The 8,478-nt window shown below is 40.1% G+C and carries 7 protein-coding genes; 3 read left to right on the top strand and 4 right to left on the bottom strand.

Annotated features, from left to right (window positions below; all coding sequences use genetic code 11):
• Positions 1 to 254: 254 nt before the first annotated feature.
• From BMW53_RS17520 to BMW53_RS17510, 3 genes are all read right to left on the bottom strand, one after another.
• Entirely contained in the window at positions 255 to 758 is a 504-nt protein-coding gene (locus BMW53_RS17520; RefSeq protein ID WP_038555285.1) for a DUF2269 family protein, read from the bottom strand.
• A gap of 231 nt (positions 759 to 989) precedes the next feature.
• Positions 990 to 1,319, bottom strand: coding sequence for a hypothetical protein (locus BMW53_RS17515; RefSeq protein WP_038555288.1), 330 nt, complete (start codon positions 1,317 to 1,319; stop codon positions 990 to 992).
• 8 nt (positions 1,320 to 1,327) lie between these two features.
• On the bottom strand, positions 1,328 to 2,212 hold the full coding sequence (locus tag BMW53_RS17510; RefSeq protein ID WP_038563695.1) for a restriction endonuclease: 885 nt from the start codon (positions 2,210 to 2,212) through the stop codon (positions 1,328 to 1,330).
• 588 nt (positions 2,213 to 2,800) lie between these two features.
• Here BMW53_RS17510 and BMW53_RS17505 point away from each other — a divergent pair.
• The 3 genes from BMW53_RS17505 to BMW53_RS17495 all read left to right on the top strand — a co-directional run bounded on the left by BMW53_RS17505 (position 2,801) and on the right by BMW53_RS17495 (position 6,295).
• On the top strand, positions 2,801 to 3,526 hold the full coding sequence (locus tag BMW53_RS17505) for a DUF6261 family protein (protein ID WP_038555291.1): 726 nt from the start codon (positions 2,801 to 2,803) through the stop codon (positions 3,524 to 3,526).
• An 881-nt stretch (positions 3,527 to 4,407) separates the two neighbouring features.
• Entirely contained in the window at positions 4,408 to 6,024 is a 1,617-nt protein-coding gene (locus BMW53_RS17500; protein WP_038555294.1) for an ABC-F family ATP-binding cassette domain-containing protein, read from the top strand.
• A gap of 70 nt (positions 6,025 to 6,094) precedes the next feature.
• Complete coding sequence (locus BMW53_RS17495) at positions 6,095 to 6,295, top strand: YwbE family protein (protein WP_038555296.1); 201 nt, start codon at positions 6,095 to 6,097, stop codon at positions 6,293 to 6,295.
• A 219-nt stretch (positions 6,296 to 6,514) separates the two neighbouring features.
• On the opposite strand, the gene BMW53_RS17490 is transcribed toward BMW53_RS17495, so the two are convergent.
• Positions 6,515 to 8,305 (bottom strand): lysophospholipid acyltransferase family protein, encoded by a 1,791-nt coding sequence (locus tag BMW53_RS17490; RefSeq protein ID WP_038555299.1) that lies wholly within the window; start codon positions 8,303 to 8,305, stop codon positions 6,515 to 6,517.
• Between the last annotated feature and the right edge of the window lie 173 nt (positions 8,306 to 8,478).

Genomic DNA, 8,478 nt, shown 5'->3' with positions numbered 1-8,478 from the left:
TTACATTCACAAATACCAGCAACTTATCAAGACCGATAACGGAAAATTGTTGAAACTACTTGAGTTTCGCGATAAAATCTTCCGAACACTCATGATTTGTAATCCGTATCTCAGCCAGCAGCTAAGAGTTTGTTCTTTTCAATTCTTCCAAATTGCACACCGATTGCAAATCGGCGCGAATGGGGATACAATCAATAAAATAATGAAGGTTTTGTTTTTTGACATGGTGGTTTTTTCTGCAGTGATTGAACAATTTATTTCTTCGGCTTTTTCGATTTTGGTTTAAACACCGATATAAAAACAGCTACTATTAGTGTAGAGGTCATACACACACCCATTATTAAGTGATTGCTGTCGTACCAAATGTAATCGGCATCCTGAAGGGCTTTCAGGCCAAGTTCGCCCGATATTTTTACAGTTTCTTCAATCCACGGACCGGAAAACAGGGTTCCCAGCACGATAATAAGAACGGTAATAATCCATTTAAAAATTAACCAGCCATGCTTAAAATAGCCCCATTTGGTAAATTGCGAATACACCCAGCCGGTTAACAGGCAGGTTATGGCAGCGGGTACCAGCAACTTCATATCGATGAAATGGATAATTCGATTTAACAAGTGCAGCTGGCCACCGCTTGATAAATCGTTGCCCAGAAAATGGATAAAAAACATTACCGCTCCTGTTGTTATCCAAACTCCTGCTGCAATAACATGTATCGATTTTAACCACTTTTTCTGTTTTACTGTTAATTCTGCCATTGGGATTATTTTAACTGGTGGTAGTTATAAGTATTTGTTTCAGGTCGTTTAGTCGAATTTCACGGTTGCCGTACCCCGAAGTTTTCGGGAGGCGTGAGCGGGTATAACGGTTGGTATAAGAATAGTAGCCGTTTGCGTGGCACTTTCCTGTCAAGTTACAAGAAAGTTGAAGCGAGCTACAACCGTTTAATTTACTGCTGTTTCGGCTATTATTTTTATACATTCTTGTGCTTAGTTATTTTTCAATCTAGGAGGTTTTTTTATCGCCATTTTTACTACTTCATCGACAGAATCAACCGTAATATTATTTTTCTTGCAGTAATCACTTTTAAGCCAATCCTCAAGCAATTTTGAACCTTTACTCGCATTACATGACATACAACAAAGAGCTATATTATCAATGCCATTGATTCTTATGTCATTGATTATATGCTCCCATGATGGTTTCCTTTTTCGAGAATCTTCACCAGTTTTAAACTCAATACCACAATAAACGCAAGAAGTATCTCTTTCCCTTACAATCTCTTCAATTTCTTTTGGTATTCCCCATCGATTCGCCATAATTTCAATTAATTATTGTCCTCAAAGAAATCATTATCTAATTCCTTCACTTCATAAATTGATTTTATTTGAATCCCTACATTATACTGGTGCATAAGATTGACCAATTTTGCTCCATCAATCAAAATAATTGTGTGATGAGCATCATGAGCCTTCTTAATAGCACCTGAATCAAACGATGATGTCGTAACAAAAACACCCTTTTGTGTGTCTCCACTCATTGCCCCTATAAAATTACGAATATCCTTTTCCCGTACTTTATTTTCACCATATCGTTTAGCTTGAATATAAATTTTGTCCAATCCAAGTTTATCCTCGTTAATTATTCCGTCAATTCCACCGTCACCAGTTTTTGAGGTCTCAATAAAATCACCATACCCCATTTTCTTGAGTAAAATAAGAATCACTTTCTCAAAATAAAACGGGTCGATTTCCTTTAGTTTTTCCAGTAAGTCATCTTTTACCTGAATGTCAATTTGATTAAAACCTTCGTCAATCAAATCTTGCGGTGAAGCGTTCTCAATTATTGAAGGTGTTGATGCCTTTTTAGGATTTTCTTCATTATAAAATTCAAGATAATTTTCAGAATTTTCAACCTGTTTCAGCGTCAAGTCTGTCGAACTATGCTTTTTCCCTTTCTCAGTAATTTTCACAAAGCCTCTCTTTGGAAATTCAATATAGCCTCCCTTTTTAAGATATGATTTACCCCAAGCAATTCTATTTATTATCAGAATATCTCCACTTTTAGTTGTTTGCTCTAATTGCTCTTTTGAAAGTCCAGTATAAAATTGCTCTATTACTTTTTTATACATTTCTCTTGCTTGGAGTGTTTCTCCATTTTCTAATACCTTTAAAATTGGTAAAAATGTTTCATGAAATTTTGGTATCTCCATTATTCTATCATTTTTCGGATCTGTGGCATAATTAAGCACAACTAGTTTATCTATCAGGAAAAACCTGATAATATAAACGGTATTGGGTTATACTGTAAGGTTTTTTTGCGTATACAATGGTTTCTGTTTTTGGTGCATTAAAACTAAACATATTTTTTATGTTTCGTGCACTATCACTAAAAAACAATTCATTAGGCATAAACATTTGTTTAAGCCCCTAAAAAATACTTTTTGGAGGCACCAACAACTGTTTAAGCCTTTCCAAACCATTTTTTCACCCCGCAAACAACTGTTTAAGCCTTGTTTTTTTACTTTTTGGGGTGTTAAACAACTGTTTGAGGCATTAAAAAATAAAAGTTGGGCGCTTAAACAAATGTTTATGGGGTGTTCAAGCTAAAAACAGGGGCATAAACAAATGTTTGCGTCATCAAAAAGTAAAAAGTAAGCTTTAAACATTTATTTATGCTACATAACATGATCTTTTGTTTAATAAAATTCCACACAATTGTTGTAAATTGAACAAAATTATTAAAAACATTTAACCATAGCACAGCCCGAAAATCCTTTATTAACACTAAAAATTAAATTATGATGATCGAAAAACTCCATTACAGCAGCCGCACTACGGAGGTTGATGGTTCGGCAACTCAAATTGTTAACGCCTATCAGCAAAGTACCCTGAACACCGATGAAAACATGGTGAAGATTTTTGCCCTGATTATTGATGCGCTGGCCTTACTTTCGTCGGCAATTAACCGGCTAAAAGCCAAAAGCGAGCAAGTATATTACGATGATATACGCGACGAAAAAATAACAGCATTTTATTTTCTTCTGGTGAGTTTCTCGCACCATCCCGATGCTGTAATCAAAGCTGCAGCCCTTCGCCTGCTCGAAATTTTTGAACAATACGGCATGGAAATGAAAAACGAAGGTTTTACCACCGAAAGTTCGTTGTTGAATTCGATGCTGGCCGATTACAAAAAACCACAATTGCTTGATACGATTGCACAAGTTCCGCAGTGCGCCGAATATATTGCAGCCCTGCAAGAGGCCCAGGATAATTTTGAAACCAACCGTTTAAGTTTCGAGGAAGCTCAGGGACAGGAAGGTACCCTCGGCAATGCCACCCAATTGAAAAAAACAGTTCTCGACCACGTTAACGGTTTGTTGGTTCCGTACCTCAACGTTATGGAACAGCTTAACGAACCCGTATATGGCAACTATGCCCGCACCCTTGCCGAAATAACCGCAGCAAACAACCAGTCGGTTAAACGACGTCGAAAAAAAGACAATACGCCCGGAGATGGCAAGTAGGTTTTAATTACTAGATTTTGTTTTAAAAAGCGGTGTTGAGGAGCACTGCTTTTTTTCTGAAAGTTACCTGAACTGTCTTTATTCGTTTAGCTCTGTATAAAACTTATCACGATCTTATCGGAATGTAGCTAAACAAAAGGACAGTGTTTTAATTTGTAAATACATTACCCCTCACCCTGCCGGGAGCTCCCCTCACGAGGGGAGCCAGTTCTGATAACGGTACTATGTTGCATAGTTACTTCACTTTCATCGCTAATGGTTCTTCCCCGAAATCATGGTTGTATTTTATTTCACCTCTTCTGCGCTAATCTGCGAAATCTGCGTGCACTAATTCTTAAAGTAGTGATCCCCTCACTCGGAGTGAGAGTATCACCAGGTAGCATAGCATAAGAAAATTGTTATCCGAAAACTGCGACTGGCAATAATGTTCAATGCTTCTTTGTGAAACTTTGTGCCTTCTTAGTGCAACTTGGTGGTTAACGCTTTAAACTTCCCGGCGCTTACGCACCGGGCTGTTTGATTTCGCCCCTTTGGGGCTTGGCTAACTTCTTACTCATTCTGAAATCAAAAATCGTTAATCATCATTCTGCAATCCGATTTAATGTAACAGATCTCTCCTCGTTCCTCGTCGAGATGACATTACTTTTGACTTTTTCTCCCTACGCTACGGTTGGGATTTGGCTTTGGCCGATTTTCAATTCGCTTCGCTCAACTTTTGCCTTTATTCTTTTTCCTTTTTACTTTCGCCTTTCGCCCATCCCATATTAATTTAAGACTAACTCCACCATTACTTATTGTTATCGTAACACACCTAATCAAATATTTGTCTAGGTTTGCACTCCCTTTGAAAAAAAGGCAAAAATTGAAAACAAATTTAGGCAATGATTACAGTATCGAATTTAAGAATACAGTTTGGCAAACGCATACTATTTCAGGACGTTAACATGAAGTTTACGGCCGGAAACTGCTATGGCGTTATCGGCGCAAACGGAGCAGGAAAATCAACATTTTTAAAAGCAATCTCGGGGCAGATCGATCCTACTGCAGGACACATCTCGCTGGAACCGGGCGAGCGCCTTTCGGTGTTAAGTCAGGACCACTTTGCTTTTGATGAATTTTCGGTTCTGGATACTGTAATGAAAGGTCACGCCGAACTTTGGGACCTGATGAAAGAAAAAGATGCCCTTTATATGAAACCTGATTTTTCGGAAGCCGACGGAATTTTAGCCGGTGAACTGGAAGAAAAGTTTGGCGACATGGGCGGCTGGAATGCCGAAAGCGATGCAGCTACATTGTTGAGCAACCTCGGCATAAAAGAAGAATACCACTACACGCTAATGAAAGACATGAGCGGTAACCAAAAGGTGCGTGTTTTGCTGGCACAGGCTTTATTCGGAAACCCCGACAACCTGCTGCTTGATGAGCCTACCAACGACCTCGACCTGGAAACCGTTGTTTGGCTGGAGAATTACCTGGCCAACTACGAAAATACCGTGTTGGTGGTATCGCACGACCGTCACTTCCTGGATGCTATTTCTACCCACACCATCGATATCGATTACGGCGATATAAAAATGTTTGCCGGAAACTACAGTTTCTGGTACCAGAGTAGCCAGTTGGCGCTTCGTCAGCAGCAGGCTCAAAACAAAAAAGCCGAGGAAAAAAAGAAAGAACTGCAGGAGTTTATTTCGCGTTTTAGCGCTAACGTGGCTAAATCGAAACAAACGACCAGCCGTAAAAAAATGCTGGAGAAACTGAATGTAGAAGATATTCAGCCATCGACACGTAAATACCCGGGAATTATTTTTAACCCCGAGCGCGAAGCAGGCGATCGCATTCTGGATGTGGAAGGCCTGAGCGCCAGCATCGAAGGAACCACACTTTTTAAAGACGTGGAATTCTCGACACAAAAAGGAGAAAAAATTGTGTTCCTGTCGCGCGACCACCGTGCAATGACCGCTTTTTTCGAGATCATTAACGGAAAACGCGAAGCCGACTCGGGAACTTACCAGTGGGGCCAAACCATTACATCGGCATACCTGCCATTGGACAACTCGGAGTTTTTCGACAGCGACATGACCCTGTTCGACTGGTTGTGCCAGTTTACCAATGATACTACCGAAATTTACATTCGTGGCTATTTGGGCCGTATGTTATTTGCCGGCGAAGAGATTTACAAAAAGGTAAATGTACTTTCTGGAGGCGAAAAAATGCGCTGTATGATTGCCAAAATGCAGTTGTTGGATGCCAACGCCCTGATTTTGGATACGCCAACCAACCACCTCGACCTGGAATCGATTCAGGCCTTTAACAATAACCTGATAAAATACCCCGGAAACGTGTTTATGTCGTCGCACGACCACGAGTTTATTTCGTCGGTTTGTAACCGCATTATCGAATTAACGCCTAACGGTATTATCGACAAACTAATGCCGTACGACGAGTATATTGAAGACGATAAAATTCATGCATTGCGCGAAAAACTTTATGCGAAATAAAGTTGTTTAGAAGAAACTGCCGATAAAACATACCTGGCTGGTGCAAAGCATTAATTTTAAAAATCAGCACATGAATAATCAGAAACGAAACAATATTAAAATCGGCTTAAACGTAGCCGTTGTAAAAAAAGAACACCAGCAGTCTGGTGAGTTAACCTGTGGTATCGTTAAAAGAATATTGACGAAATCGCCCGTCCATCCCCACGGAATAAAAGTAATGCTCGAAAACGGAGAAGTTGGGCGCGTACAGAAAATTTTGCAGGAAGTTTAAGCCTTGAGGGCTTGCAGGACCGAGGAATTGAAGATTTGCACACTGCCAACTTATTTACTCAAAGAAGAAAACTGCTGAATTGTTAATCTATTAAATTGTTATCTGGGACTGTAACTGAGACTGAAAACTGAGACTGAAAATTGTAACAGATTTCTCCTCGCACACTCGTCGAAATGACAGTCACTTTTGCCTTTTTACTTTTACCTTTCGCCTTGCCAACTACTCCACCTCGCGGCTGCCATAAAAGCGGTCGAGAATAGAGCCGTCGTTCGCTTCTTTTGACAGCGACTCGATGGTGTTTTTCGGTACATTGTAAACATCGAGCACAATCAGTCCATCGAGGCAGTTATTAAATTTCGGATCAACATTAAATCCAATAATTTCAGCATTCAGCTTAATGTATTTTTTCAGCAACACCGGAAGCCCGGAGTTCTGCTCATCCAAATCGCCAATGGTTTTGTCGAGCCGGTTAATATCGTGCTCCACATTTTCCATCAGTAAATTCAAATCTGCATTATCGCTTTTAAATTTGTAGCTGTTGCGCGGTTTAATATGCTGAGCCATTCGCCAGTTTAAATGGTTCTTCATAATAAACTTAATAATCAGGTCTTTCGACACCTTCGAATAATTATTGCTGATACTCACCGGTCCTATCAGGTAACGATATTCCGGATTTTTCAGCAGGAAATACAAAATACCTTTCCACAGCAAAAACAATGGCATGGGTTTGCGCTGGTATTCTTTAATTACAAACGAACGCCCCAGTTCAATACTTTCGTTCAGAATGGGTTTAAAATTTTCGGAGATGCGAAACAGCGAATGCAGGTAAAATCCCCGCCGCCCCAACTGCTCCATAATATCTTTGCCTTTTCCGAGTCGATATGCCCCAACAATCCGGTATTCATCTTCGTCCCAGATAAACATCTGGTTGTAGTACAAATCATATTCGTCGATATCGATGCTTCGGTTGGTGCCCTCGCCTACTTCGCGGAAAGTAATCTCGCGTAAACGGCCGATTTCATTCAGAATATTCGGAATCAACGATGACGGGGCACAATAGGCCGTATAATTTTTAAGCGTAAACAGGGTATGTTTCGATTTTATCAGCTGAATTTCTTTCTGAATTTTTGCCAGCGAAACCGGATCGATAATGGTCTCGGGTTTAACATTGGCTTTCAGCGCATAATTAAAAAAGCGCCGCACCTCAATGTCCGATTCCATACTGTAGGTTTTAGCACGCAGAAACCGCCCCAGCTGATATACATCTTTGTACGTATCCTGTTCGTCAACTTTAATGGGGCTGCCAATTCGCAGCTTTATTTTCTTATGCTTTTTCCGCAAAATCTCCGACGGCAATCGTGCACTTTTCAACGCCGGATTGATTTTCGCCACCAGGTGCAACAAACGGCTGTTGGTTCCCTGAAAAAGTACGGGGACAACAGGTACCCGCGCCATTTTTATAAAATTAACCACCGGAAACTGCCAGACTTTGTCGGTTACGCCGCCAAAAGGATCTTTTGTGAGTGCATCAATGGCCGGAAAAAGACAGAGCACTCCCCCATCATTCAAGTGCGTAACGGCTTCTTTTAATCCGTAATAATTTCCTTGTTCCGAATCATCAAACGGGTTGTCGTCCATAAAATACTCCGAAACAGCATCAATCTTTTTCAACAGGTAATTGGCCAGCACCTTAACATCGTTACGTACCAGCGACAGGTATTTTATCAGCAACAAACCGTCGAAACCTCCAAGCGGGTGGTTGGCTACAATAATCAGCGGTCCTTCCTTTGGTATTTTTTTTAGCTGCTCTTCGTCAAACTCAATGTCGAACTCCAGCATTTTAATCAGCTCATCGATAAAATCCACTCCCCGCTTATCAACGATCTGCTCGTAAATTTTATCCAGCTTTTTAAAACGCAGAATAAACATCAGAAACTTGGCAAAATAATCGCCGTTGGCGGGTGTTGGGTGTTGGTCTTTGAACAAATCTGTTGGCTCTGGTAGTTCCATTTATTGCTATTAAGTTCAAATACGCCATTAAACTGAGTTAGTTAAAAGATGAACTCAGCTCCTTACAAAAATAAAACGATTTTTGGTATAACATCGTTACCTTACTAATACTGTACAATTATTTTTAGGTTGCCCTTTTCCTGCGAAAAACAGCAATTTTACCACCGTAAAAT

The sequence above is a fragment of the Draconibacterium orientale genome, from assembly GCF_900111425.1.
GTDB lineage: Bacteria > Bacteroidota > Bacteroidia > Bacteroidales > Prolixibacteraceae > Draconibacterium > Draconibacterium orientale.
The sequence above is the reverse complement of the archived record's forward strand: the minus strand, read 5'-3'. Positions and strand labels throughout refer to the sequence as shown.

Excerpts from the sequence above, each read along its gene's own strand:
- BMW53_RS17520 (WP_038555285.1), bottom strand. The coding sequence starts at position 758 with ATGGCAGAATTAACAGTAAAACAGAAAAAGTGGTTAAAATCGATACAT.
- BMW53_RS17515 (WP_038555288.1), bottom strand. The coding sequence starts at position 1,319 with ATGGCGAATCGATGGGGAATACCAAAAGAAATTGAAGAGATTGTAAGG.
- BMW53_RS17510 (WP_038563695.1), bottom strand. The coding sequence starts at position 2,212 with ATGGAGATACCAAAATTTCATGAAACATTTTTACCAATTTTAAAGGTA.
- BMW53_RS17505 (WP_038555291.1), top strand. The coding sequence starts at position 2,801 with ATGATGATCGAAAAACTCCATTACAGCAGCCGCACTACGGAGGTTGAT.
- BMW53_RS17500 (WP_038555294.1), top strand. The coding sequence starts at position 4,408 with ATGATTACAGTATCGAATTTAAGAATACAGTTTGGCAAACGCATACTA.
- BMW53_RS17495 (WP_038555296.1), top strand. The coding sequence starts at position 6,095 with ATGAATAATCAGAAACGAAACAATATTAAAATCGGCTTAAACGTAGCC.
- BMW53_RS17490 (WP_038555299.1), bottom strand. The coding sequence starts at position 8,305 with ATGGAACTACCAGAGCCAACAGATTTGTTCAAAGACCAACACCCAACA.